Source organism: Paenibacillus amylolyticus (assembly GCF_003719335.1).
GTDB lineage: Bacteria > Bacillota > Bacilli > Paenibacillales > Paenibacillaceae > Paenibacillus > Paenibacillus amylolyticus_D.
Genome location: NZ_RIAS01000006.1, coordinates 62,283 through 87,823 on the forward strand (window position 1 = coordinate 62,283; position 25,541 = coordinate 87,823).

Annotated in this window: 20 protein-coding genes; 4 read left to right on the top strand and 16 right to left on the bottom strand. The window is 45.6% G+C overall.

Annotated elements, in window-relative coordinates; genetic code table 11:
- Positions 1 to 152 precede the first annotated feature (152 nt).
- Positions 153 to 1,997 carry an asparagine synthase (glutamine-hydrolyzing) gene (gene asnB / locus EC604_RS12995; protein ID WP_123064580.1) on the top strand — a complete coding sequence of 615 codons (1,845 nt, stop codon included), beginning with the start codon at positions 153 to 155 and terminating at the stop codon, positions 1,995 to 1,997.
- A 160-nt stretch (positions 1,998 to 2,157) separates the two neighbouring features.
- Here asnB and EC604_RS13000 read toward each other — a convergent pair whose 3' ends face one another.
- The 9 genes from EC604_RS13000 to EC604_RS13040 form a co-directional block, all read right to left on the bottom strand.
- On the bottom strand, positions 2,158 to 3,855 hold the full coding sequence (locus tag EC604_RS13000; protein WP_123064581.1) for a methyl-accepting chemotaxis protein: 1,698 nt from the start codon (positions 3,853 to 3,855) through the stop codon (positions 2,158 to 2,160).
- A 339-nt stretch (positions 3,856 to 4,194) separates the two neighbouring features.
- Positions 4,195 to 5,058: an STM4011 family radical SAM protein gene (locus EC604_RS13005; protein ID WP_123064582.1), complete on the bottom strand. Its 864-nt coding sequence runs from the start codon at positions 5,056 to 5,058 to the stop codon at positions 4,195 to 4,197.
- A complete protein-coding gene (locus EC604_RS13010) occupies positions 5,055 to 6,440 on the bottom strand; it encodes an STM4012 family radical SAM protein (protein WP_123064583.1) in 1,386 nt (461 codons plus the stop codon). The genes EC604_RS13005 and EC604_RS13010 overlap by 4 nt, the downstream gene beginning before the upstream one ends.
- A gap of 12 nt (positions 6,441 to 6,452) precedes the next feature.
- Positions 6,453 to 7,238 (bottom strand): STM4013/SEN3800 family hydrolase, encoded by a 786-nt coding sequence (locus EC604_RS13015; RefSeq protein WP_123064584.1) that lies wholly within the window; start codon positions 7,236 to 7,238, stop codon positions 6,453 to 6,455.
- Positions 7,231 to 8,520: an STM4014 family protein gene (locus EC604_RS13020; RefSeq protein ID WP_123064585.1), complete on the bottom strand. Its 1,290-nt coding sequence runs from the start codon at positions 8,518 to 8,520 to the stop codon at positions 7,231 to 7,233. The genes EC604_RS13015 and EC604_RS13020 overlap by 8 nt, the downstream gene beginning before the upstream one ends.
- Positions 8,521 to 8,523: 3 nt before the next feature.
- Positions 8,524 to 9,366 (bottom strand): STM4015 family protein, encoded by an 843-nt coding sequence (locus tag EC604_RS13025; RefSeq protein WP_123064586.1) that lies wholly within the window; start codon positions 9,364 to 9,366, stop codon positions 8,524 to 8,526.
- A 392-nt stretch (positions 9,367 to 9,758) separates the two neighbouring features.
- Positions 9,759 to 10,382 carry an XTP/dITP diphosphatase gene (locus EC604_RS13030; RefSeq protein WP_123064587.1) on the bottom strand — a complete coding sequence of 208 codons (624 nt, stop codon included), beginning with the start codon at positions 10,380 to 10,382 and terminating at the stop codon, positions 9,759 to 9,761.
- Position 10,383: 1 nt separating this feature from the next.
- Complete coding sequence (gene rph, locus EC604_RS13035) at positions 10,384 to 11,139, bottom strand: ribonuclease PH (RefSeq protein WP_123064588.1); 756 nt, start codon at positions 11,137 to 11,139, stop codon at positions 10,384 to 10,386.
- Between the two features lie 118 nt (positions 11,140 to 11,257).
- Positions 11,258 to 12,313 carry a GerMN domain-containing protein gene (locus tag EC604_RS13040; RefSeq protein ID WP_123064589.1) on the bottom strand — a complete coding sequence of 352 codons (1,056 nt, stop codon included), beginning with the start codon at positions 12,311 to 12,313 and terminating at the stop codon, positions 11,258 to 11,260.
- 433 nt (positions 12,314 to 12,746) lie between these two features.
- On the opposite strand from EC604_RS13040, the gene EC604_RS13045 reads away from it, so the two are divergent.
- Entirely contained in the window at positions 12,747 to 13,313 is a 567-nt protein-coding gene (locus EC604_RS13045) for a phosphatidylglycerophosphatase A family protein (RefSeq protein ID WP_123064590.1), read from the top strand.
- Positions 13,314 to 13,545: 232 nt separating this feature from the next.
- Here the strand turns inward: EC604_RS13045 and EC604_RS13050 are convergent, their stop codons facing one another.
- From EC604_RS13050 to EC604_RS13070, 5 genes are all read right to left on the bottom strand, one after another.
- Positions 13,546 to 14,199, bottom strand: a complete 654-nt coding sequence (locus EC604_RS13050) for a ferric reductase-like transmembrane domain-containing protein (RefSeq protein ID WP_123064591.1) — start codon at positions 14,197 to 14,199, stop codon at positions 13,546 to 13,548.
- Positions 14,200 to 14,236: 37 nt separating this feature from the next.
- Positions 14,237 to 15,283: an FAD:protein FMN transferase gene (locus EC604_RS13055; protein WP_123064592.1), complete on the bottom strand. Its 1,047-nt coding sequence runs from the start codon at positions 15,281 to 15,283 to the stop codon at positions 14,237 to 14,239.
- Positions 15,280 to 15,612: a hypothetical protein gene (locus tag EC604_RS13060; RefSeq protein WP_123064593.1), complete on the bottom strand. Its 333-nt coding sequence runs from the start codon at positions 15,610 to 15,612 to the stop codon at positions 15,280 to 15,282. Before EC604_RS13060 ends, EC604_RS13055 begins: the two co-directional genes overlap by 4 nt.
- A 220-nt stretch (positions 15,613 to 15,832) precedes the next feature.
- Complete coding sequence (locus EC604_RS13065) at positions 15,833 to 16,831, bottom strand: MBL fold metallo-hydrolase (RefSeq protein ID WP_123064594.1); 999 nt, start codon at positions 16,829 to 16,831, stop codon at positions 15,833 to 15,835.
- Between the two features lie 57 nt (positions 16,832 to 16,888).
- Positions 16,889 to 17,632 carry a class I SAM-dependent methyltransferase gene (locus EC604_RS13070; RefSeq protein ID WP_123064595.1) on the bottom strand — a complete coding sequence of 248 codons (744 nt, stop codon included), beginning with the start codon at positions 17,630 to 17,632 and terminating at the stop codon, positions 16,889 to 16,891.
- Positions 17,633 to 17,883: 251 nt separating this feature from the next.
- On the opposite strand from EC604_RS13070, the gene EC604_RS13075 reads away from it, so the two are divergent.
- Positions 17,884 to 18,759: a DUF72 domain-containing protein gene (locus EC604_RS13075; protein WP_123064596.1), complete on the top strand. Its 876-nt coding sequence runs from the start codon at positions 17,884 to 17,886 to the stop codon at positions 18,757 to 18,759.
- Positions 18,760 to 19,045: 286 nt separating this feature from the next.
- Here the strand turns inward: EC604_RS13075 and EC604_RS13080 are convergent, their stop codons facing one another.
- Both EC604_RS13080 and EC604_RS13085 read right to left on the bottom strand, forming a co-directional pair.
- Entirely contained in the window at positions 19,046 to 21,055 is a 2,010-nt protein-coding gene (locus tag EC604_RS13080) for a hypothetical protein (protein WP_123064597.1), read from the bottom strand.
- Between the two features lie 172 nt (positions 21,056 to 21,227).
- Positions 21,228 to 22,853, bottom strand: coding sequence for a WG repeat-containing protein (locus EC604_RS13085; protein WP_161556923.1), 1,626 nt, complete (start codon positions 22,851 to 22,853; stop codon positions 21,228 to 21,230).
- A gap of 1,307 nt (positions 22,854 to 24,160) precedes the next feature.
- On the opposite strand from EC604_RS13085, the gene EC604_RS13090 reads away from it, so the two are divergent.
- Positions 24,161 to 25,519 (top strand): dipeptidase, encoded by a 1,359-nt coding sequence (locus EC604_RS13090; RefSeq protein WP_123064599.1) that lies wholly within the window; start codon positions 24,161 to 24,163, stop codon positions 25,517 to 25,519.
- Positions 25,520 to 25,541: the final 22 nt, after the last annotated feature.

Consider the following 25,541-nt stretch of genomic DNA (forward strand, 5'->3'; position numbering starts at 1 on the left):
TACATGTAGTTTCCGAAGAGGACAGACATTTTATGCCTGCATTCGGCATATATTTGTTACGACCTCTGACGAAAAAGACAACATTTGCTAGCTACTTTCGATTTTTGGCAACATACGGATGAATGACTCGATCAAGAAAGGATGAACAAACCATGTGCGGTATAACCGGCTTCGTACAGTGGAATCGGGATTTGACACAGGAATCGGAGTTGCTCGTGCGGATGACGAATAGCTTATCGAACCGTGGCCCCGACGCTTCGGGTACATGGATTTCCAACCCCTGTGCTTTTGGACATCGCCGCCTCAGCGTAATGGACCCGGAGAACGGGGCACAGCCCATGCATGCGTTACAAGGAGACACCTCCTATACCGTTGTGTATAACGGAGAACTATACAATGCACCCGAATTGAAAAAAGAGCTGCTTCAGCGTGGGCACCATTTCCGTACCCAATGTGACACAGAAGTTCTGCTCGCCTCGTACATTGAATGGGGACCGGTGTGTGTTGAAAAATTTAACGGTATCTTTGCTTTTGCGATATGGGACGGCGGAAGAGAGCAGGTCTTCATGGCTCGTGACCGCCTGGGCGTCAAACCTCTGTTTTACAGTAATGCACAGGATACACTTGTATTTGGTTCGGAACCCAAAGCGTTGCTCCTTCATCCAGATGTGGAAGCCGCAGTAGGCCCCGAAGGACTCGCCGAAGTATTTATTGTCGGACCTGCACGGACACCAGGACATGGTGTGTACTCTTCACTTCATGAACTGAAGCCCGCTCACGCCATGATATACAGCCGTAATGGGATCAAGACCTATGCCTATTGGAAGCTGGAATCCGTCCAACACGAACATAATCTGGAAGAGACCGCAGCTGAAGTACGCCGTCTGTTACAGGATACGCTGGAACGCCAGTTAGCTTCTGATGTTCCTGTATGCTCTCTTTTATCCGGCGGCCTTGACTCCAGTGCCTTATCTGCTCTGGCTGTTGATTATTACAACCGGACAGGGCAAGGTCAAGTGAGTACGTATTCGGTTGATTATGTGGATAATGCAAAACACTTTCAAGCTCATTCGTTTCAGCCCGGGGCAGATGGCCCATGGATTCAGCGGATGGTGGATGAGCTCAAAACCGATCATCGCTGGATCGAAATTGAAAATGGTGAACTCGTTCACGCACTGACTCAAGCCATGCTGGTAAGAGATTTGCCGGGTATGGCAGACGTTGATTCGTCTTTGTATCTGTTCTGTAAAGAGATCAAAAAAGGAGCAACTGTCGCCATCTCCGGCGAAGCTGCTGACGAGGTATTTGGCGGGTACCCATGGTTTCACCGTGATGAAATGCTGAACTCTGGTACATTCCCTTGGTCTGTAGCACCCGACATGCGAGCAGGGCTGTTATCCCCAGACATTCGGGAATGGATCAGACCGCTCGATTACCTTGCAGACCGATATTCGGATGCCGTAGCAGAGGTTCCACTATTAGAAGGGGAAACGGGGAAAACAGCTCAGATGCGCGTGATGTCTTACTTAAATATCACCCGCTTCATGCCTACACTGCTGGATCGCAAAGACCGGATGAGTATGGGTGCTGGTTTGGAAGTACGTGTCCCTTATTGCGATCATCGGCTGATCCAATATGTGTTTAACATTCCCTGGGAAATGAAAATTACAGGGGGAAGAGAGAAAGGTATTTTGCGAAAAGCACTTGAAGGCGTCCTGCCTGACGATGTGCTGTATCGTAAAAAAAGTCCATATCCCAAAACACATAATCCTCAGTATCTTGCGGCAGTGAAGCAGCAAGTGCTTGAAATACTGGATGATCCAACATCGCCGATCCTGCCTCTAATCGACAAAGTACAGATTCGGAATCTCGCCTCTTCACCAGATGCCTCATCCAATCTGCCGTGGTTTGGACAATTAATGTCAGGGCCACAGTTGTTTGCTTATCTGACTCAAATCAATAGCTGGCTGAAGACATATAACGTTGCGATCCGATAAACAAATTCATTCCACCTCTCTTCGCGTACAACTTTAATCACCATACTGCTCTGCAAGCTACCCCATTAATGAGAGTGATCAGCCACAAAAACCTCAAACAAAAATGCCCCGTACCATTAACATGGTGCCGGGGCATTTCACATATTCACCTATTTCTTCATTAAGAAACTTTAAACCGAGCTACAGACTGCTGCAACATCTCCGCCATAGATGAAAGATCATTCGCAGCCGATGCAATCTCTTGCATTGCGGACAATTGCTCTTCGGTTGTTGCACTTACTTCTTCCGTGCCCGCAGCCGCGTTCTCCGTTACGTCCATGATTGATTTCATTGACACATTAATCTGCTCTACACCAGCATTCATCTGTTCAATGGAAGCAGACACCTCCTGCGCTTGTCCCGCAACACCACTTACTGAAGTTCGAATCTCGTCAAAAGTAGATCCTGCCTGGTGCACTAATTGAATCCCTTCTTGCACTTCAGATGATACCACCCTCATCGAATGCGCAGCATTTCTCATGCCTGTCTCAATGGAGGAAACAAGTCCGACGATTTCTCCCGCAGACCGTGCAGATTGCTCTGACAATTTACGAACCTCGGTAGCCACAACCTGAAACCCTCTTCCATGCTCTCCAGCTCTCGCTGCTTCAATGGCTGCATTAAGAGATAACAGATTCGTTTGGGCAGATATTTCCGAGATCGCGTCAACCATTTTCACAATATCTGTCGAGTGCTTACTGAGCTCTCCGATAACTCCCGCAAGGCTCGAAACCGTGTTCTGAATGGAATTCATCTGCCCAACCGCTGAGCGAATGGATTCACTACCTGATATCGCCTGGGCGGAGGCTTCAGCAGCCTGCTCGGAAACAACGGTTGTATTTTCAGCCACTTGCCGGAAACCGGTTGCCAGTTCATTCATCGTCTGGAATCCTTCGCTGACCATGCGAACCTGCGCATCCATTCCTGTTGCGATCTCGCCCATCGTAGTAGCTACTTGTTCATTAGCTATAACCGTCTGTTCAGTACTAGCTGTTAATTCTTCCGACGAAGCTGCTACACGTTCTGCACCATCATTCACCTGATGAATCAGGTTACGCAAATTGACAGACATCACATTAAATGCTTCAGCCATCTCCCCGATTTCGTCTTTGTTACGAACCTTCATTGGTTCCCCTGTTAAGTCACCTTCCGCAATGCGGCTGGCGGCTTGTGCAACAGCCTGCACCGGTTTTGAGATCATTCGGCCGATGACCATTGCGATTGCTAAGCCAATAAGAATAGAGACGATACCCAGAATGCTGATTAGTCGAAGAACCGTAGCTGTCTGGACATTGGCCGCAGCGATCCCTTCATCCATTGCTTTTTGCTGATGATTTTCCATCGACTCAACAATGTTTTCAAATTCCGTTATAAGCGGCGGAACGGTATTCTCCATTAACCGGGAAATTTCTTCCACCTTCCCTTGCTTGGTCAAAGACATTACGTTTTTTGAGATATCATAATATTGACTCATCAGTTCGCCGGAGTCTACCAGATATTGCTTCATATTGGAACTCGTAACTGTCGCTTTTAAATCTTCGCTCAATTTTATGTAATCTTCATACGATTGCTGAAATGCATCCTCATTCTCCTGTCCAGGTTGCATTATGTAATTCCTCAGAGCCACTTGTTGTGATTTAAGGTCAATCGTCATATTTTTGATTTTAAGCAATTTGCTTGTTCTATCATTGATTAAATTGGTGAACGTTTTCTCTAAACTTACAAATTGAACGTATGAAATAGCTGTAACCGTTATCAACAACACTAAAACGGATGAAAAACCGATAAGTAATTTTTGACTGATGGATATCCTTTTCACGTTGAATTCCTCCCGAATTTCAATACAAGTATGTAAGATAGTTTATATTTTTGCATATCCACCTCCTACAATAAGTCTAAAGACCCACCAATTAAATATATATCAATATAATAATTATATTTATTATTTAATAAACAGGTCTTTATTCCTAATTAATACTAACCCAAAACCACTAAAACTTGAATCAAAAAATATTTTGAATTTACAATAAAAAAAGTCAAGACCCATTTACTAGGATTTACGAATCATTCCTTCATTACGAAAAATAAAAAAACACACCTTCCAGTACACTTGAAACCAACCTTACGGTTTGAAACAAGTACTTACTGAAAGATGAGTTTATTGATGAATGAAGCTGGGATTCCGCTCTAGCAGTCCTGTGCCAAATGTTTCTCTGAACGGGGAATCCTGCATATGAATATACCCGATGTAACAACCGCATTTTTTCATACCACAAGGTCGGTCTTTAGCCAAAGCCTGCAAGCCATCACGATAGAGATGACCAATGATGCGTCGATCCTTATAACATCTTTTTACATGACCCGAGCCTTGAACATAAAACACATCCGTGCCCGCTGCGCAGCGCTTGCCCAAACTGTCGTAGTCCTGCAAATTCCCCTCAAAGAACGGGTCAATGTCCTTGAGAAACTTGATTTCGTCAGGGGTGTAATAGTTCCGCCGATCTTTGAACGCATTGATCCACATATATACATCGTCAGGCAAGGCACTCCTCATGGATACTATGGCCGGAAATGCACTACGTAGTCCAACCGTGCCGACGCTAAAAGACAGCCCCATCTGACGTAATGTCATACATTGGTTCACAAATGAAGCCTCTTTGGTCTCACGAGGGTGATACGTCGCCCAGAAAGCAGCTTTGTCTACATGCAACTCACTTGCCCAATCCAGTTTCACAGAAAGGTTGGTCTGAATCGCCACCTTATCCACGTGAGTCATATGTGACAATTCAATCATCGCTTCCCGATACCAGCGCCTCACCAACGCTTCTCCGTAGGGGTTAAAAAAGATCGAAAAACGATGCCCATGAATCTCCTGTTCTCTCACCCAGCTTACAAACTGGCGTAGTTGCTGTTCATCCACATTTAACGTTTCTTTGGAATCCACTGTTTTGCTAAACGGACAATAAGGGCAGTCATAGTTACAGGATGACAACTTCCCCCGGTAATACAAGGTTGCTCTCATGAGAAAACAAATCCTTCCATCTGCTCCCGAATATCCGCAGAAATAAGCCAGTCTCCAATGGCATCGGAATATCCAAGTCCATTCTCTTTCAAACGCAGTACTTGCTCATTTTCTTCGACATCGAAGCATGCCATCTCTTCTACCAACAATTCGTTCAGCCACGGGTAGTCAGACATCACATGAGTGCCAAACCTCTCTTGGTAAGCAGACAACATAAGTCCCTCCCGATGCAGCAATGCTTTTAATATAAATCGACGTTTCTGCTCTTCACGGCTTAACACAATGCCATAATCAGCCACATCATAACGCTCGGTGCTCACATAATCAGCAATAATGCTTTGTGTAGCCTTATAGGTCACACCATATTTAGATGCATAATGAACCTCGCTCGTATAGGAGCGGGCACCACATCCCAGACCGACCATGCCTTCTTCCTGACAACTGTATGGTAACAGTGGTTTGGCAGAAGACTGCTCCTTCGCAAATCTTCTCATCGAATATTGCGTGTACCCTTTGCTTTTTAAAAGTTCACGTGCAGCTTTGTACAGTTGCATCCGAATATCGGGTCCTTGACGCTGAATATCCTCTGGCTTTACGATCGTATTTTCCCGTGTATATAAAGGATAAATAAATACTTCCCCCGGATCATAAGCCAGCACACGTTCAAGGGAATAAATCCATGTCTCCTCCGTTTGTCCCGGTAAACCATAGATCAGATCCAGATTCAACAGCGGAAAATCATGACGAACCAACTTCTCCAGAGCACGTTCTACCTCTTGTGGTTTTTGCGGACGATAGATGGCGGATGCCTCTGCTTCAATAAAGCTCTGAATTCCCATACTCACCCGATCCACGCGTCGTTCCTTCAAGATGCTTAATTTCCCATCCGTAACGGTGTCAGGGGATGTCTCCACCGATATAGAAGCTTGCGACGCATCTAGTCCCATCGTATGTTCAGCAATGTCAAACAGACGGCTTAGCTGTGTCTCATTCAACAATGTGGGGGTTCCCCCACCAATTGCAAACCTCGAATACGGTCTACGTGAAGTCACTGGCGCCCACTGCTTCGCTTGACGTTCAAGTGCGTCAACATACTGTTCATGGCTGTCCTGCCGCTTGTCCGGCAGTGTGAACAGATTACAAAACCCGCAACGTGCAGCGCAAAAAGGGATGTGCATGTATAAAAAATAAGTTTCCGTGTCTTCCTTCTCCCACAGAGATTGAAGCGGAATAGGCGGATTCAATTCACGATATGCCGTCTTATGCGGGTAAGAGTACAGATAGGAACGATACGGGAATGTCAGCACATCACGAAGACTTGTTGCTGGATTGGAGCCAGACTGTGTGGCACCTGCTGTAGCTCGCTCTGCATACTCACTCATCGGCTTCCCTCCTTATAAAATAAATTCACGATACGGCACCGTCCAAACAACATCATGCGCCAGTCGGTGTCCGTGATACCCATCCTCACCATAGGCAGTGCCATGGTCAGAAAAAGCAAGACAGAACGTTGGCCGTTCTCGCTTTCTCATCGCTTCAAACAAAGGTCCTAACGCCTTGTCCACATATCGCAATGCAGCTCTTTGCGTCTCTACCGAGTCCTCTCGGGCTCCCTCAACGAAGTATCGGTTGGGGCCGTGAATAGCGGAAACGTTCATGAAAAGAAAAAGTTTCTCATCTGGCTCCATCTGATTAAGCAGCTTTAAGGCATGGTTGACTTGATTCTCTGTTGACCTTGGATTGGTAACCCCAAAATTCATGCGCCAATAACTTTGCTGAAAATAACCAGGCAGGACTTTGGCGAGAGGATTTTTTTTCGTAAAAAATATAACGCCACCGATACAGATCGTTCGATACCCCTCAGCGGCAAATCCGGACACGATATCTGGTGTATCAAACAACCAAGTATGAGGATGGGTTTGAAGTCCAGTATTTCGAGAATGGAACAACCGGATATGCGATGCTTTGTCTGTATTTGCAGGTGTAGGCATAAAACCGCCAAAAAAAGCATGGTGAGCAGCATACGTAAAGCTCCCCGGGGTATGCCGTTTCTCCCACGAACCGGAGCCACATAGATTGGGGCAGTGCTGCTCTTCCAGCTTGGCAACATCATATCGCAGCGTATCCAGTGTAATCATCAATATATCATGGGAGCCTACAATGGTGTTCATATCAGGCATGTCTGACAGGCTCCTTTCGCAAAAGCTTCATTTCCCATTCATACGGGGTCAATTCTTGATGTTTGACTCGGTATAACAAGTCTCCGAACGGGTTCACATCCAGCACATATGCTCGTGGTTCCATGCCGCTGGTAAGCATCACATCAATGCCTGCCGACCATGAATTGGGGAAAGTCAGCATCGTATCCTGAGCTGCTCTCTGGATAATCGACATATGTGGCTCGGGCAGACCAGCTTCTGCTGGCAGCATGCGCTCATTCCGCAGATGAAGATTCGTGATTGGGGTATTGCTAAGACGCATCACCGCATGACCAGCCTGCCCCGCCGCTACAAGTTGACGAATATCATAAGCGCGTTGATTCAGCGTTGCTTTGGGCATCCACCGTTCAATTTGAGCCCCTTCAGCACAAAGCCAGTCCAATAGCGTACGAATTTCTTCAAGATGGGTATACCTTTGCAGTTTACCCTCATTGTAAAAGAGCGTTCGCCCCTGGGTCGTCTCCATACCTACGGTTGTCACAGCGATCTCCGCACCTGTTCGCGGATTCACCTGATATGCAACCACACCAGAAGCAGCCGAGCCACAGGCAAGCTTGACAAAAACACGATGCATCCGTGATGCATCCATCGCCGCTCGCAACTGTTCCCAGCACTGAATTGGCTCGGAAGAAGGTAATATCGGTGGCACTGAAATCCCGTGACGCGTGAGGTGAAGCTGGCATTGTCTTTTATCAAACATCATGCCAATCTCATCAGGATCATTCCAGAATTGCACATCAGGCCATACTTCACGCGCTTCTCGGGCAATTCGGTCAAGACAAGCCTTCCAGCCCCTGAACCATTGGGCAGGTGCGTAAATTCTGCCCCATTGTTGCTCTAATGTGAGCGCTGCTTCGGCGGAGAAAGATTCCCGTGTTGCCTGATTCATCGAAGATGTCAGGTCATTCGGCACGCTAAGATTCGAGCTCTCAAAGCTCGTCGATGGATTGCTCAATACTATACCGCCAAAGCCTTCGTAGTCGACAGCCCCGAGATGCAACAGGCCCCGCTCTACCTCCCAATGTTCTCCGGGAGCATCCAGTCGGATAAGCAGGCTAGGCGAGATCGATGGAACAAGTTCAGCCAGACTGCCGCCATGTCTCCAGGTTTGGAGCAACTTCTCATAAGCCAACACGGCCGCAGGTTTCATGCCCATTCGTTTCCTGGCTTCTTGTAGACCTGCTGTACGCCGATTATCCGGATTGCCGATTAATAACAAAGGCTTTTCATCCAACTTCAACATCGTTTACTCTGTCACCATCGGGAAACGCCAGTCATCTTCATCACTTTCCTGCTGATCACTAACATCCACGGATATGCCCAATTGATTAAAACGCTCCATGACTTCATCCGTCATGAAGTGATAGCTTAAGTCCAGATATTTCAACTGTTTAATTTTATCGCTGGCAATCAGCGCTTCTGCACCTTCATCAGATAACGTTCCATCCGAAAGATCAAGCACCTGAATTTGATCCAGAATCGGTGCATCTGCAACAGCCTTTGCGATCTCATCCTGTATTTCGCTGTTCTTCAGGCCAAGGTACTCCAGTTTAGGAAAACGCCCTTTTTCAATCAAAGGCAATACGTCCTCTAATGAACCGTTAAACCCGTAATCTTCCACACCCAGATACAGTTCGAGCTTGCGCAATTCAGGCAATTCAGCCGCAGCAATGGAATGTAACACTTTTTTCGGCAGACCGCCACAGATAATCACTAATTCTTCCAGCTTGTTATGCTTCAGAGGTTCAAGTTCCAGTCCGCTGCTCCCTTGGATTACAAAGGAAGTCAGATTAGGAAAGGCATGCAGGATTGGCGCTAGATTCGTCTGAACAATCCATGAAATTTCACATTCTTCGGACTCCATATCTCCGATAAACAATTGTTTTAGAGCCGGAAAACTTGGTGCAAGCTGAATTAACGTATCTTTGAATTCCTGCGGAGAATTTTCATAAGCTTGTCCCCAATCTCCAATGATCAAACTTTCCAGCGTAGCCGCTTCCGGTTTCGCTGCCAAATCTTGAAGAAGTGTCTCCATTCGTATACCTTCTTCATAGTCATCGTAATTTACAACCAGCTTCACTTCTTGCATGCCAAATCCCTCCCGTATAAGGTGTATCATCTTTCACTAATCTGAATGTTAACCCATACCCGGGCTGACTTGCAACTTCTTCCAACCCCAGTCCCAATGCCATTCCCAATCGTGCAAACCACCTCCTGTTCGGTATAGGAAAAAGAACGCATGTTCCCCATATCTGAAATCCTTTATCAGTCATGATATCTAGGTACATGGAAGGACCACACTTGATTAGCTCAACAACGCATATCAAAAAGACGTTAACAGAGTGACAACCTTATCCCACAGGAATGAAAGTTGTTTCCATTAACGCCTTGATGAATTCAATGCTTCTCTTGCTTGCTTCATGCAATAAAGAAAGTCAATCGATTCAGCACACTAGCGAAGCATGTAGCCAACCTCGCCTTTTATGCTTTCAAGCGGGAAACGAGTGCTCGCAGTGCATGACCCCGATGACTGATCGCTTGTTTTTGTTCCAACGTAAGTTCTGCCATCGTCTTCTCATATTCCGGCACATAGAAGAGCGGATCATATCCAAAACCGCCTTCGCCTGCAGCATCAGCTGTAATCCAGCCATCAGCCGAACCTTCGGCTTCATACTTGTCTCCGCTTGCTGGATCGTATAACACAAGTGCGCACACAAATTGTGCAGGACTTAACAGCGGTTGCTGGGAATCCTCACCAGACTTTAACGCAGCAAGTGCATCCAATAGCTTGGCATTGTTCTGGGTATCAGTCGCACCTGCACCAGCATATCTTGCGGAATATACACCCGGTTCTCCATTCAGCAAATCTACACAAAGTCCTGAATCGTCTGCCAGAACAGGTAGCCCAAGCGCATCACCGACGGTCTTTGCTTTTTTCCACGCGTTCTCGGCAAAGGTAACACCATCTTCCACAACATCCGGAAGTTCTGGATAATCAAACATGCTTTTGACCTCTTTGCCCAGTGGAGCAAAAGCATGCGCGAATTCACGCACTTTTCCTGCATTGCGGGTGGCAACAATGATAACCGGGCTGTCCAGACTCATCTTAAGCCTCACCCAATCCACGTGAACCAATCTTCAGCGCGATCGGTCCAAGGGCTTCTTTTTGCCGCTCGATCATTTCCAAAATTCCCTGTTCGCCAAGTTCCAGCATCGCATTCAATTCACGACGGTCAAATGGTGCTTCTTCACCTGTTCCCTGAAGTTCCACGTATTTCCCGCTTCCCGTCATCACCAGGTTCATGTCCACTTTGGCTTTGGAGTCCTCATCATAATTCAGATCCAGTACCGGCTGTTCTCCGACAACACCTACGCTCACGGAAGCAAGGAAATCTGTGATCGGGAACACCTGCAGTTTATGTTGCTGCGAAATTTTGTTCACAGCGAGCGCGAGTGCCACAAATGAACCGGTAATGGACGTTGTGCGTGTGCCACCATCTGCCTGAATAACATCACAGTCCAGCGTAATGGTACGCTCCCCAAGTGCCTGCAAATTCACGACCGAACGAAGAGCACGGCCGATCAGACGTTGAATCTCCATTGTGCGTCCTGTCAGTTTGCCGCGATTCGCTTCACGCTGGTTACGAGTGTGCGTGGCACGCGGAAGCATGGAGTATTCCGCTGTAACCCAGCCCTTGCCCTGCCCTTTCATAAAAGGCGGAACACGTTCCTCCACCGTTGCCGTACAGATTACCTTTGTATCACCGACTTCAATCAATACGGAGCCCTCGGCGTATTTATTCGTGTTAATTGTTAAATTCATCGGGCGCAGCTGTTCGCTAGTTCGTCCGTTAGATCTCATATTTTCTGCCTCCTACGACTTAAGCATCCTGTAATGTTGAACTTGTTCTCTTTAACAACAATCCTTTATATTTTACCAAAGAGTTCAGTTAAAAGCACCCTCGGTGCTCTCTTATCTGTTAAATCGGGATTTCGTTAATGTATTCCGGCTTGGACACTGGCGCACTGTAATCCCGGTTATCATCACCTTTGACCGTTTTTTGCCCGTTCCATTCAATCTGCACTTTGGCATCTTTGCTGACTGTATTCTCTGCGGTTGTCAGGACAACGGACTGCAACAACTCACTAGGTACAATATCCCCTTCCGTGAACATATCATCCTTCAGTGCAACCGTCACCGTTCCATCTTCAGACGTCTTAACGGACTGTAACTCCGTTCCACCTGTCATCACTTCTTCCAGTTCTCCGTCCTTGGCTGGCCCCTTAATCAATTCGTTTAAAGCGGCCTGAACGCGGTCTCCACCTGGAGCCACAAGCCGTGTAACAGGAACATAATACTGCACACCAGCAGGAGAAGCGGCTGAAAAATAAACCGTCACCGGACTGCTGTTCGTTGTGAAGGACTCACCTAAATCCAGATTAATGCCTACTGCACGATTCAGCGGCTCCGGCAAAGGTGTACTGTTGACAGGCATTTGGCTCAGCTTTTTGCCATCCACCCAAATCTGTACATTGTTAATCTCAGGCGTACCTGTCAGCGTCCATGTCACGGCTTCCAGCATTTTACGCTCATCTTTGGCATCGTATTTGGCAAAGTTACCCGAGAACTCGACAACAGCCAGCTTGTCATCGGAGTGAATGGTTACATTCTGCACTACCGTTCCCTGTGGCAATACACCCTTGAATCCTTCAGGTAACATTCCAGCATATGCTCCGCCTGTAACTAATGTATCCAAAGCTGTCTTCGGGCTGCTTACATCGGTTCCGGATGGAAGGGTTAACGAGACTGGAGCAAGCATACCTTGCTGGTCCTGCAAATACACCGTCGTGAGCGGAAGCGTTGCGAGCTTTCCATCACCTTCAGCGGCCTGAATCATAGCGGCTTCCTGAATACGCGGCGGCGGATCAATCGCTTCTGAAGATTGGGCACCGAACATTCCACAACCAGATAATACGACAGGAATGCCAAGCAATGCCGCTGCCGATGCCTTACGTAAAGATGGGATTTTTCTCATGATCACGTTCCCCCTCATCATTTTTACAGTTTGTACTACCATGTATACGAGCCTTCGTTCAAAAAATAACTACTTTTTGCACAAGTTCTTACCCAATCTGGCAATCTTCTTGTGATACCAACATAAAAGCAACGCAATACGGTTAATAACGTATGTAAGTTAGATGTATACAATCATCGATATATAACTTGAATGAATTTTTACACGTTAACGGAGAGGACAGAAAAAACCTGGAAAAGCGGAGCTGTCGCCTAAAGCTTTCTGCAAGAAAGCTACTTTTAAAGCATACGCTTATCACCGGATTTCCCCCTTTGAAAATAGGAATCAAAAAAATCCGGGGATAACCGCTACTCTCAAGGTTATTCTGTCATCGAAGTGTTCCCGTGTAAACCTCTTCGTTCAATTTATATTTACACCAGAGGAGGATTCGCCCATGGAACATCCGGAGCAGGAAAAAATCCCTTACAGTCTGAATAGCCGCAAAGTTGCCGAAGCCACAAGGGAATGGTTGCACAAACGGGGCGTCACGATCCCTGAGATCGCAGAACTGGTCATGTTGCTTCAGAAAAAGTACTATCCTGGACTGACGATGGAAGAATGCATTGAGAACGTGGAGATGGTTTTGAAAAAACGCGAGGTACAAAATGCGGTGTTAACCGGCATTCAGCTTGATCTGCTGGCGGAACAAGGACAACTGATCTCTCCTCTGCAAGAGATGATTGAGAATGATGAAGGACTGTATGGCGTAGATGAAATTCTCGCCTTCTCGATTGTGAATGTATATGGCAGTATCGGATTTACCAATTACGGTTATGTGGACAAGCTGAAACCCGGGGTATTGGAACGTCTCAACGACAAAAGCCTTGGACCTGTGCATACGTTCTTCGACGATATTGTCGGTGCCATCGCTTCAGCCGCCAGCAGTCGTATTGCTCATCGCAAACAATCCGAGCTTGAAGAAGCATTGGGAGAAAAACCGGTCAGCGACGACAAGATTTAGTTTTAGTTTAGATTGGCAGTAACAGCAACCAAAGGCATGAAATTGCTTCATTTTCACATGGGTACATATCTGCCTGAACCACGTTGCAGGAACATTAGTCGAAGGAAAACGAGTCAAAAAAAGCGGCCTGTGCAGGCCGCTTCTCTATTTCATATGGCTAATTTAATGGCTTATTGATTAGTTGTGCACCATGTCAAGAAGCATGCTAGGCAGCTGACCCAGGTTGCAACAGTTATTTGAGCTGCTCTTGCCCCAAAGGCACAGCCAATCCGCAGGTTTCTGCCCATTTTCGATCCTTCATCGATTCTGATTCGGTCCGTTTGGGTCCAATCGTGATCTCAGGTCCTTTTCGCTCTCGCATCAGACCACGCAATACCGTGATACCAATAATGCTGATTCCGGTAAATACATACATCAGGCGCATGAGCACATGACCCGAGTCACTTCCCGTTACCATGCCATGAATCAACAACCCGGCGAATACCGGATAAGACAACATGTGGAACATAAACCACCATTTGCGCCCCAGCTTGTTGCGCAGATCACTGGACAACAACACGATCAGCAGGCCGTAGAAAGCTAACGTTCCCAGTCCAGTGCCAATCGGGTGCACCGACGCTGTAAAAGGAATCAGCAGTTCTCTCCAGGTAAACGGGCTGTAGTGATCAATAACCAGCATAAGTGCATGTGTGATGCCAAGTCCAAAGGCAAGCCAGGTTGTTCGTGTATGCCACTCAAACATGACAGCTTTTGGTTTCCCCTTCGCAATCGGCATCCCTTGAGCAATGCCTAGAAACACACCCGCAAAAAGCAGTACATACGCAGCAATTCCACTGATACGAATGATATTCCACGTTGGCAGGTAATCTACAATCCACTGTGCCATAACCGGTTCCCCCAAATCTATTAGACTTGTCTCGTTCCTATTCGATCAAGCTAAAACGATGATCCGGGTCGAATCCAGGCCAGCGCTCAGCAAGTGTTGATGAATTCCCTCTAAAATAAACGTTTCCCTGCCCGGTAATCCAGAGAACATCATGTCGGTCATAATGACGATTAAGCCAGTTCACTGCTTCTGCGCTCCCCAAGATCGATACAGTCTTGGCTATAATTTCGCACTGTGAAGCATGCTGACCAACGACGGTGCATTGTAAAATATCTGTGTCTGCCGGTTTCATCGTCCGTGGATCAATCAGATGATGTGCTCTATTACCCTTGTTATCTTGCCACTGTCTACGTGTAACCCCTGATGTAGCGACAGCCCCTCGTTGTAACCGTACCGCTCCCAACACATTTTGCGTCTGTGGAGACGGGTTAGTTACGTCCAGTGTCCAATGAGGGTGGTCTGTTGTACCCCATACCTGAATGTCACCGCCTGCATTAATCATTCCCGCAGGAATGTTCATTCTCTTCTGCAGCCAGTCCGCGATACGCTCTACAGCCCAGCCCTTTACAATACCGCCAAGATCGAGCTCCGTTCCCGGGTCGAGATGCACCATCCGGCTCCCTTCCCGCTGTATCCAGCTTGGACGACTGTAGTCAAACGGCTCTTCACTCATGCCAGCCGCTTCCGATTTTATTGTAGATATCAGACGCTCCACCAAAGGTCGCTGGGATGGTCGCTGCTGTATCTTTTCAAAGCTTACATCATATCCCGATGAACGAAGAGCCTTCATGATGCTGGGTTGGAAGATGCCTTCCGTTTGTCCGATATATCCATATGCTAAGCTGAGCACCTCATCCATCGCAGCCGAGACAGAGATCCATCCATGACTCTCATTCAGACGAGTTAATTCACTATCAGCCACAAAACGGCTAAAACGCTGCTCCTGTGTTTCGAACCAGTTTTTGACGAGGGAGGCGGCGTGTTCCGCTTGTTCTCTATCTGCCAACAACTGTACTTCCACCTTCGTGTTCATCGCGTGAAAATAAAATCGGAGGGGACGTACAGCCTGCTCTGTGCGGCTCATGATGCACCTGTGCGTGACTGATAATTGCCATGATTGCTTTCAGAGCCCGAGCGCAGCGAATTGGCCTGATCCTGATTTGACCCAACCGAGTATCCGTCTGTATCCCAATTGTACTGATCCGCACCGTCTGGAGACCATTCATCCATCACATCGTCACGTGAATCCACCCGTGTGGAAGCTGTTATTCCAGTGTCTGTCCCATTCGCCGCCGCATAAGCTGCGTCAAATGCATCCGAGGTTCTTACATATTGAAAGAGTGCAGCCACAGTTAATGTAGCCGCAGCCGAAGCTTGCCATTTCCGCCATTGGTTCCGTTTACGTCTTGTCATCGCTGATCCCTGCTTTCTATAGCGAAGTTCATAGTTGTATGATAGGCTCCCTGGCTTAAAAGAAGCTGAATAAACGGTTAACCGTGCCTAAAGCTTTTCGTTTTTTCTCACAAAAAAAAGCCCCGAACAGGTATATCCTGCTCAGGGATAACGATAAGATCACGATTCGGAAATAGCTATGAACAACTGTGCAAATGTGTCTATAGGCATTCTATGACTACTAGCTACTTAATTGTTGAAAATAAATGATGCCGTCAGCCTGTTGTACCTGTCTCGCCAAGCCACGCCGATCTAATTCCTGCAGATGCGCCAGTGTTTCGCTCATGGCAAAGCGCAATTGATGTGTGCCAAGCCGATCACCAAACAAATGCAAGCAGACATCATATGCGTGAGCAGGGCTTTCCTGCAATCGTTCTGCTAGTTTTGCCAGACGCTCTTCATGGTGAGCAAGCAATTCGATGGTGCGTTCCGTAAAACGAGTAAACGGATTTCGATGCCCCGGATATGCACGTTCCACTGTAAAAGTGCTCAGACGCCGCAAGCCATCCATGTAGGATTGCAGCGGTTCTGCATCACTGCCCGGCTGCAAGCTGATATTGGGCGAAATTTGGGGTAAAACAGCATCTCCGCACAAAATCTCTCTTGATTCAGGAGCATAGAACGATAGATGACCCGGGGCATGTCCGCCCGTTTCCACAGCGATCCATGCTTTTCCACCCATATGGACGGTTTCACCATCTGCAACGATGGTTACCTCCGGGAGCGGTGTAATTTGTGAGATAAATGTTTTCATATGTTCCTTAATTTCAACCGTCTTATGTTGCGGCATGCCATGAAGAAGGTAGTACTCCGGCAGTCTCTCTTCAATACTGGCCCCTGTTCCCCACATAAAATCTGTTTCCTGGCGGGAGCGTGCTGACATTAACACTGGTGCACCCGACATCTGCTGCATCCATCCAGACAATCCCAGATGATCAGGATGATGATGGGTCAGTACAATCTGATGAATATGTTGAAAGGTCAAGCCGAGTCCGGCCAATGCTTCATGCCACTCCTGCTCCGTCTCCGCTGTACGCGGTCCTGGATCAATAATGCTCACCTTGCCATCCGGTTCGGTTAAAAGATAACTGTTTACCCATCGAAGTGGAAAAGACATCGTGATTTGAATACGGTGCATCCCTTCTGGCATAGATAAAAATTCGGTTCTTGTACGTTTCATGGCCTTTCCCCTCTCTCATTCTTAAGTGAACTAAAGATATTCACACTGAACATACTTTTAGTCGGCAGGACGATGTCCCACAAAGATCATGCGCGGCGAAGTCTGCTCATCATATTTCTCTTCATCGTAACCCCCATGAACCTGATCGACCTGAAGATCTGCATCCTCCAGCATTTCACTCAGTTGCTCACGCGAGTAGAGCTTGACACTTTCCTTATAGATTCGCGGTTCAGTCCCGGCAGAGATGTCCGTGATATGTATTTCCTTTTGCACAAACCCGTCTTGTATCCTGCGAAATTCCTCAATCCGTTGCCCTTCATCTTCACGAGCAGAGTGCTGCACCAGATGTTTTTGCACATAGGCTGTATTGATAAAATCAAGAATGAAACTGCCTCCAGGCTTCAACATTCGATGGATGGCACGCAGAACCTTCAATTGTTCAATATCCTCGGGAAAGTATCCAAAGGAAGTGAACAGGTTAACTACAGCATCGAATCCACCGCCCAAGGGGATTCTGCGCATGTCGGCATGACACCATCTAACCCGATGATCGGTATCCAGTTCTCTGGCTTCACGCAGAAGCACATCGGACAAGTCTACTCCCGTCACCTGAAAGCCAGCGTCCGCAAGTGCAAGAGAGTGCCTGCCCATCCCACAGCAGAGATCAAGCACTTCTGCACGAGGGTGAAGCTTCAGCCAGCTAATCATTTTATGTACTTCCTCATAAGCACCATGCACATCCCGGTGTTTGTATACGAGCAGATAATCTTCGCCAAAACTTTTTTCGTACCATGCCGTCATGTCAATCTTCGCCCTCCATATCATCATTGACCCTTATCCGCATTGTGCAGATCTTGCTGGCCAGACCACCCCCACGCTAAGCTAAAACTGGTGTCTGTTTAGAATCATTTCAAATTATTGTAACGCTTTAGTACCCAAACTCAAAATGATCGTCTGCCATCCTCATTGAACGCCTTTACAACGCAAGATATAATGTTAGATATATCATGCTCCTGCGAATCGGTTAAATACATACAACAGGAGGTGTTCTTATGATTCGTATCGGACTTACGGGATGGGGCGATCAAGAAGATCTCTATCCAAACCGTACCCAAGCGAAGGACAAGCTTCGTCTGTACGGACAATATTTCTCCACGGTGGAGGTAGACAGTTCCTTCTACGCTGTGCAGCCTCGCGACCGTATGGCCCGCTGGGCTGCGGAAACGCCTGAATCATTTTCATTTATCGTGAAAGCCTATCAGGGAATGACGGGACATCTACGTGGCAAGCCGTATTTTACCAGTACGTCCGAGATGTACAAAGCTTTTCGTGAATCGCTTGAACCTGTGATCGAAGCAGGTAAAATGCAGGCTGCCTTGTTTCAATATCCACCCTGGTTTGAATGCAACCGGGACAATGTCAATGAACTACGGGAAGTGAAGCTCCGTATGGAAGGTATTCCATGCGCAATCGAGTTTCGTCACCAAAGCTGGTATGCAGGCAATATGCGTGAGCGCACGCTTTATTTTCTAAAAGAGCAAGGATGGATTCATAGTGTCTGTGATGAACCCCAGGCAGGGCCAGGCTCTATTCCCATTGTGCCCATCGCAACGGATTCCCGGATGACACTCGTTCGCATGCATGGACGCAACGTATCCGGCTGGCAGCAAAACGGCGCACCCAACTGGCGTGAGACACGTTATCTGTACCGTTACAACGAACAGGAACTGTCGGAATGGAAAGTTTATCTGGAACAGTTGCAGGAGCAGAGCGAGGATGTGTTTGTTATTTTCAACAATAACTCTGCCGGAGATGCTGCAACCAACGCCCAGATGATGATGGAACTGCTAGATCAGCCTATCAAACCATTCCCCGACCGCACCGAGCCAGAGAAGGAAGAAGGCCCCGAGCAGCTGGAGTTATTTTAGACACTGGGATATGTGATGCCTGTTCAGTATCGCCAGGAAGCCCATAAAAAAGTTGTCTGATTTAATGTTGACAATCCAAAGCGAGAAGAGAAAGATAGTAAATTTGGACTCACCTATAGTTAAATCAGTTAGTGTTCATATCAGAACTCAAAATATTTAAAATAAATAACCTAAAAAGGTGCCTCTGTTGAGGCACCTTATCTTGAAAAGAGCTTTCGTCGTTTTCTATAGGAGTAAGAGTATATTCTCGAAATCCCCTCTCCCGATTGGCCACTCTCGGCTACTCCTAAAGCCTATTTTTACTAAACTCAGGGAGTTTTAATGTAAAACCCAAATGTGAATGTTCTACAACTTCATTGTCTGGCTCAGGAAATGCAAAAGTCAATATTCCCTCTTCAAATACACGCTCTGGTAAAGCAGCAGTTGTATACTCCTTTCCTGTAACCTTAACTGGTAGCTCCATAAGAACCTTACTACTGTCTCTACTAGTGATGTATATCTGTAAGTTCTCGCCGTATGAATCAAATGGAGAGAAACTGAAGCTCAAACTACGATTATGGTTTAATACAGCCTTGACACCTCTAAAACTCGCACGATCTGAGTTTTTTTGAGTAAATGATGTCTCTGTTGCAATAAATCCACCAGATCCGTCCTCAGACTTCTTGAGACGTTTTAGAATGGCTTGAAACTCAGGTGTTTCTTCCTTCATAGCTGCTTCAGTTTTTCTTAATTCGTCACTAATTAGAATCTCATAACTCATCGAATGCATACCGACTTGAGCAACTTTTAATCCTAGCTCCTTATTCCATTGTCCTAGTGGAAGGAATACTTTCCCTTTAACAATCAGTCTCTTACTTTGGCTAACGGCTAGCTTACTTGTCCGATCAAGACGCTTAAACAAGTAGGTCTTATCCTTCTCTTCCAACTGGACATGGAATGCATTCATAAACTCCTTCAGCGGAACGTAATAGAGTCCATTCATATAGAACGTGGGCTGTCCTTCATAATGCAGAACCCCTTCACCAGACGTTACCGCAACGGGTAGTGTCAAAAAGAAAAGATCATCATAGGTGAAGGAATCCAGATAGTTTGCCCAATCTTGATATTGAGAGTACTCAATCTTAAAATGTTTTCCTTCCGGTATGTAATAGAAAGATGGCGGATACGCACCAGGATTAGAAAAATAATATTCCATGATATAGAGATCATCTGAAAGCCATTGAATTCCTGTGACATTCGTATTATACGAAGATTTGTATTTCTGAACTTGTACCATCGTTTTTAAATCATAAACATATATCGTACTTGCTTGTGTCCGTTTGAAATGATACGAGGGATCTACATTTATAACTAAATACTTTCCCCCTGGAGATACAAAGGTATCCAACTCATAAGCCTTTCCATTAAACAAAGATACCGCTTTTCCATTTCGAGTAGCAGTCACATTCCATTGATATGGAGTGTTCATCTGAAAACTACTCTGGTTCCATTTTATTTTCGTACCTCCTGCCATGAAGCTTTTGGAAGAAGCTTGCCTTGCATCTTCGATCACATTATTTTTAGTGACTTTAACGGCTTTACCTTTGACTCCGCCAAATTCGATATTGTAGCAGCTCGTATACTGGTATTTAGGACAGTAGACGCCAAATGTCTGAGAGGCCGGAGCCGGTGAAAGACTAAAGGTGGTGTCAGTCACATCCTTGGAAGTGATAAGTTTCCCCCCTGACAACACTTGCTTGTTATTTTCCAAGGAGTAGTATTGAACACCCTCTTTGTCTGACTCTACAGAGTACAATCCGAGCTGAACGGCATCTAGCTGTACGCTTTTCTGAGTCGGGATCTCTTTTATCTTTCTGAGCGTAAGGTTGGAATAGTCAAACTCGTAGATGATGTTTACTCCATTTTTCCCCTTCAGGGTACTTTGTACTGCAACGGTGTAAGCCTTGATTCCTTTAGGTGTATCCACAACTACACCATCTTGATGATTGAAACCGTTTGTGGAATCAAACTCGTAGTACGATGGAAGCAAAGAAGGATCGGTAAAGTTGTATTCGTTGATCTTTTGCATCCCGGTAGCGAAACTGATTCGATTGGTTCGGATCGTAACTTGCTTGTTTTTTTGGTCAAACATGTAGGTCGACCTATCTCTAATCTTTTCAGTTCCACTTTTAACAGTGGATGAGCTAGTTATGTCTTCATTCGCACCTAAAGCATACGTATTACCTTCAAAAACGGTGAGTAGAGATATAATTAGCAGTAAGACCGACGGTAAAAATAATCGAGTAATGGATTTCATTATGTAGTTCCCTTTCCAAGTTCATTTTGATGCGTTGTGTGTCTAAACCAATTCAACCGGGTTCTGAGATGGTATCTTGTCTTGGCTCCCATACAACGAATCATATGAAAGCCAATGACATGGTAACTATACTACGGCTCATAATCCCAAAACACTGATGTAACGAAAAGATCTAACCTTCAAAACCTGAGCGGAATACTTCTTTTCCTTTTGCATTGAAAATAACATACTGACTCTTCTTCCCTACCGGAACCCCGCTGTACATTCCGTCACCAAGGTAGTTTACCATGGAATATGCTGGGAATATCCGTTTACCCGTTTTAATATTGATTGATGCCGAGATTGAACCATCTTTAGCTTTTAATGCATATTGGACTGTTGCGATCGGATCAATATCGTGATAATAGTCGGTACGATCAAGATCAATCATTTCGTATTTCACATCCATCACGATGTTCCCTCGACTATCTACAATCCCATAGCTTTTATTTAACTTTACTCGGTATAGTGGATTATTTGTGGTCAATTTCTCAATCTGGTTATTCATGTAATTCGTTCGCTCAATAAGTGGAATCATTTCATCGTACTTCGTAGCTAATATGGACTCACCACGAGTTCCGATCAATCCATACTTACCATTCTTACGAATGACCGCACTTCCCGCTTGAAACAGATTAGCCTCTTCGTACTGAGCGGGTATTTTAATGTCTCCATTCTTCGAAACATATCCCCATTTTTGATTAACTTTCACAGCCGCCAGATCTTCTGAAAAAGCCTGCATATCTGTATAACTGGACTCAAATAGTAGGGTTTGATCCTTTTTATAAAAAGTCCACCCGGAACTTTCATCTTTCATATCTCTTACCGCGTAACTTCCATCTCCTGAAAGGATAACCTTTTGGTCACTTTGAGGTTCTACAACCATACGCCCGGATACATCCACGATGCCTTCGCCATTGTGTTGGATTTTCCAAAGTCCACTCTGTGGCTCGCCTGACTTGGAATAATATTCATTTAACGAAACAATTAATCCATCTTGCCTCACAATAGCGCTATGGTTATCGCGGCGGAGCCCCCAATCTAATGTATTACCTTTAAATTCAATTTTGTTTTGGAACTCTGCAGGTACCACGAGCTGACCCTTATAATTCATACTCCCCCACAGTCCATCGATCTTTACGGGAAATACCCCTGATTTACGATAATCTATTCTATAATCTATTTCTTCGATGTTAAATGTCGTTAGTAATTTCCCTTTGGTATTGATTAATGCCCACTTACCATTCTTTTTTACCATTGCGACTTGATTGTAAAAGCCTGTTCCTTCTTCATATGTAGGAGAAATAACAAATTTGCCTTTAGTATTCAGGTAACCAATCTTCCCATTTTTCTTAGCGATGGCCAGCCCATAATCAAACCAGCTAATATATTCAATGCTTTTGTCCTGAAATATCACTTTACCTTTATTATTTATTAACTGATTTCTATTTACGACTGCTACACCCTGATTGAACGCATCTCTTGCTAATTGAAACTGTGGCTTAATAACAAATTTGCCCTGATAATTGATGAATCCCCACTTCCAGTTTTGACGAACCGGGATGAGTCCATTGGCAGCTCGATCAGTAAACCACAGATGGCTTAATCCCACATGTTCCTGTTGCTTGTCCCACTCATGATAAGCTGGTTCATTTGTTGCTAGCGCAACCCTCGGCAACATAAGTACTGACGCAATAAGTACCAAGAACGAAATGCCAAGAATTGTAGTGAATTTTTGATATGCTGGTCTTTTCTGCAACACCATATTCCTCCATATAAAAGTATTGTTCTTACTCTTTCATTAATACATAAGTAAAAAGAACTATCAATAACTTAATGGATCAAAGGAGTTAATTTTTGCGATGTATATTGAAGCTCCACTAGTATGTATCAAGAGTTGCGTACATAATGACAGTTGAATTCTTCTCCGAATATACCCTACTGACATAATAAAAGCGCTCTAACATAAAAGTTAGAGCACTTTTGTTCACAAAAAGAAAATCAGAACGGGATGTTCTAGTTCAAAAGCTAGAAGCCTCTTTGGTAGTTCCATCCCTGCAATCTTTGCTACTACAAAATTTAGATAACTAATGATGAGATGAAACAAATACATCCATAAAAAGAGTAACCCAAACACAACGAATCCACCCTGATCGCTTATGCTGTCTGAGGTCGAGACTATTGTATTGTTTGTATTGGTAACGAAAAAACCGTACAATGCACTTAAAATGAATGAAGTACGGTTACATTGATTACCAACTCCCTTTCATTTTCCCCATATCCAATGCTCCCTTATGTACGTCGTTTACGCATAATGTACTCTCAACGCAGTTAAGCCACAAACCCTGATGCAATAAGGTTTTAAAAAGATTAACTATAGGATCGCTATTGTACCCGTTCCCTCTCAAATGTTAGTGAACTCAGCATGCCACTAGGTGTTCATATCGTGTGTAACTTCAAAAACAGGTGCTCTTCCACTGATGGGACTACACGAAATCTGATTTAGAACCAGAACATAAGATCACAGAGTATTGCATTGAAAAATAACAGCAAGATATTTGTAAATAACTCAACTTACTCGTGTAGAGTGGACAGCGAAAAATAACGTTTAAACCGTCTCACAAACGAAAATGTTCCGTAATTCCGCACTGTGAGCTTAGGGTTCGCACCTCAGGATAAACAGTTCTAATTCGATTAAAAGCATCATTTGAATAGCGCTCTTTAAAAGCTTTAGATATCCAAACACTGCGTATTTCCATCAACGGATCAGGTAAAATAAAAAGCTCGGATGTTATTGCAGTGAGCTTACGTTGATCCAACAGATAAAAAAGCTACTCCTCTGTGGTCGTTATACGTCCAACCATACTTTTCTAATTGATGAAGTATAGTCATAGCTGACATAGACTCGGATAAATTTATCTCAATAGATGCTGAGACAGACACTAACTCATCTTTGCCCCTTTATGGGAACCCAGCATTTAGGAAGCATTTTTTAACCAATGTTTTATTAACAGGGCAAAATGGATTACAATAGATTGAAAGCAGATTTGAAGGAGGCCTTTTTCAATGAACGAACAAGCATATTTTGAGCAAAACCGGGACAAACATCTGGCAGAACTGAACGAATGGTTATCCATTCCAAGTATTTCCGCCATTTCTGAGCATAAAGAAGACATTCAACGTGCGGCACAATGGGCAGCGGATGCACTTACACGTGCGGGTATGGAAAATGTCGAGATTATCCAAACGGCTGGCCATCCCATTGTTTATGCAGACCACCTGCACGCACCGGGCAAACCAACAGCCCTGATCTATGGACACTATGATGTACAACCTGTTGATCCGCTTAACCTGTGGGAGACGCCACCTTTCGAACCAACGATTCGTGATGGGAAGCTGTATGCCCGGGGTGCAACGGATGATAAAGGACAAATTTTTATACATATCAAAGCCGTCGAAGCACTGATTGCCGAAAATAAAGAGTTGCCGATTAACGTGAAATTCTGCATCGAAGGCGAAGAGGAAATCTCCAGTCCGAACCTGCCAATCTATCTCAACGATCATACGGACAAACTGAGAGCAGACATGGTGTTAATCTCGGATACATCCCTTTTGGAAAAAGGAAAACCTGCTATCTCCACGGGCCTGCGCGGCCTGTGCTCGATGCATGTGGATCTGTTCACCGCCAATACCGACCTGCACTCCGGTTCCTTCGGCGGCGGTGTCCCGAATGCGCTTCATGCCCTCGTCTCCCTGCTGGCATCTTTGCACGATGAGCAAGGCCGCGTGAGCGTGGATGGATTCTATGATGGCGTTCTGCCGTTGTCTCCAGGGATGAGAGAAGAATTCGTGAAGCAAGGCTTCAATGAAGAACAGCTTCGTCAAGATCTCGGACTGGAGCAATTGTATGGTGAGGAAGGGTATTCCTTTGTAGAACGTGTCGGCGCCCGCCCAACACTCGAATTGAACGGCGTATGGGGCGGTTTCCAGGGCGAGGGCAGTAAAACCGTTATTCCGAAAGAAGCTCACGCTAAAATCACGTGCCGTCTTGTCGCTGACCAAGATCCGCAGCATGTATTAGATAGCATCGAAGCTCACCTGCGTGCACACGTCCAACCAGGAGCGACATTGCAGATCAAACAAATTGAGAAGGCTTTTGCGTTCAATACCGACCCGACTGATCCGATCCTGCAAAAAGCCGCAGACGCTTACGAAAAAGTATATGGCGTGCGTGCCCTATTCACCAAGGACGGCGGCTCCATTCCAATCGTTGAGAAGCTTTCCCGCGTGCTTGGCGTGCCTGCCGTGATGATGGGCTTTGGTCTGCCAGACGAAAATCTGCATGCACCAAACGAACATTTTAACCTGGAGAACTTTGATAAAGGGTTGCTGACGGTCGTGGAATTTATGAAAAGCTTGGCTTAACAATTAAAACGGATGTGGGGCG